This window comes from Lachnoclostridium sp. An138, assembly GCF_002160765.1.
GTDB lineage: Bacteria > Bacillota > Clostridia > Lachnospirales > Lachnospiraceae > Laedolimicola > Laedolimicola faecalis.
In genome coordinates this window covers 1-1,729 of record NZ_NFLF01000052.1, presented here as the reverse complement: position 1 = coordinate 1,729, position 1,729 = coordinate 1, and the positions used below count along the sequence as shown (strand labels likewise).

The window sequence follows — 1,729 nt, the reverse complement described above, 5'->3', positions numbered from 1 at the left end:
TGAACTGCTCCCCGTCAAGAGGACAGAGAAAAAATATAAAATTTTTCCGGCCAGCAGCTAAGCGTTGCTGGCCATATTTCATGCAGCACAGTACAACTCATATTTCTCCATCGGCGTTAACACGCCCAGATTGCGCTGTACTCGTTTGGTATTGTAGTAACGGATGTATTGCTCGATCATCTGGACGAGTTCTTGCTTGCTAGTAAAACGCCTGCCATAATAGCGTTCCCGCTTCAGGATGCCCCAGAATCCCTCCATTGGCCCATTGTCTATGCAGTGGGCCACACGGGACATACTCTGAGTCATTCCAGCCTGTACGAGTTTGTGATGGAAGGCTCTGCTTGTGTATTGGAAGCCTCTATCACTGTGGAACAGGGGATGGGCATCCGGGTTCGTCTTAACAGCTTTGTCAAAGGTTTTGTAAACAAGGGGATTATCATTGTGCTCACTTAGCACATAAGACACAATGCGCCGATCACAAAGATCCAGAATGGCGCTTAGATAAAGCTTATGTACCTCTATCCCTTCAAACCATTTGAATTCCGTCACATCAGTAAGCCATTTTTCATTTGGCTTCTCCGCGTGGAATTGGCGGTTCAGTAAGTTTTCAGCAAGATACTGGGGAGTCTTTGCCCGTCTGGTGCAGCCATGGTTATTGTACTTTATGGTGGAGCGGATATCTCTGGCCCGGCAGATACGCAACACTCTCTTGTCATTGACATAGATACCATAGTCATGACGGAGATCGTCAGCCAGTCTCCGGTAACCTTTATCCGGGCTTTCCAAATGGATTTTCTCAATCTTGTCGGCCAGCTGTCCGTTCTCCGTCGCCCTATGACTTAGCTTCCCGGAAGCCCATTTGTAGTAAGCGGAACGGGCCACATGGAGTAGCTTGCAAGCTGCCTCAACAGGAAAACCGTGTTCCTCATGACACTCTTTGATGGCTGTATAAATGTGTCTCTGCCTTACTTCTGAGAGACATCCCTCCTCTCTACCTCGTCCAATTTTTTTAGCAGCGCATTCTCCATTTCTGCCAGATACAGTTTGTGCTTGAGCTGTTCTATCTCAATTTGTGCCTGTTCCAATTCGGTACGGGGAGTTTGATCTTTCTTGCGCTGACCTCTCCGGTCTTGCAGTCCTGCTTCTCCCATCTTTTCAAAGCGAAGCGTCCAAGTACGAACTTGTTGGTAGCTTACCTGGTATTTTAAAGCTATTTCTCCGTAGTTTTTTCCAGTGGCGATACACTCCCTGGCAATTTGAACTCGTTCCTCAGCTGTAGTTTCTCGTCTTGGCTTCATGTAACTTCCTCCTCCAGAAAACTTTGTGGAGTTGAAATCTCCATGAGCATTATACACCTTTATCCAGTTACTGAGTTGACGATCATTTCGCAACTTATATTTTTTGCTGATTTCTTCGAGACTGCCTGCTCCGGACAGGTAATCCTGTACCGCTTTTAACTTTAGTTCTGGCGGATAGACTCGGTTTTGCTGATATGGCAAAAATCCAGCCGCCCCTTCTACTTCATACCGTGCGCTCCATCTATAGATTGTCGTTGTTCCAACTCCTGCATCCCGAGCTGCTTGAACTAAGCTTAGTTCTCCTTGTTGGTACTTCCTGATAATTTCGACTTTTTCTTCTGCATTTAATTTACTTTTTTGCGACATAGAATTGCTCCCTTTATGATTACAGTTTATTTTTTTCACTGTCTCTCATAAAGGGAGCATATCAT

Annotated in this window: 2 protein-coding genes; both read right to left on the bottom strand. The window is 45.7% G+C overall.

Going from position 1 to position 1,729, the window contains the following annotated elements; all coding sequences use genetic code 11:
• Positions 1-78: 78 nt before the first annotated feature.
• Positions 79-942: an IS3 family transposase gene (locus tag B5E82_RS18350; RefSeq protein ID WP_087308841.1), complete on the bottom strand. Its 864-nt coding sequence runs from the start codon at positions 940-942 to the stop codon at positions 79-81.
• A 23-nt stretch (positions 943-965) separates the two neighbouring features.
• On the bottom strand, positions 966-1,664 hold the full coding sequence (locus B5E82_RS18345) for a helix-turn-helix domain-containing protein (RefSeq protein WP_087308840.1): 699 nt from the start codon (positions 1,662-1,664) through the stop codon (positions 966-968).
• Between the last annotated feature and the right edge of the window lie 65 nt (positions 1,665-1,729).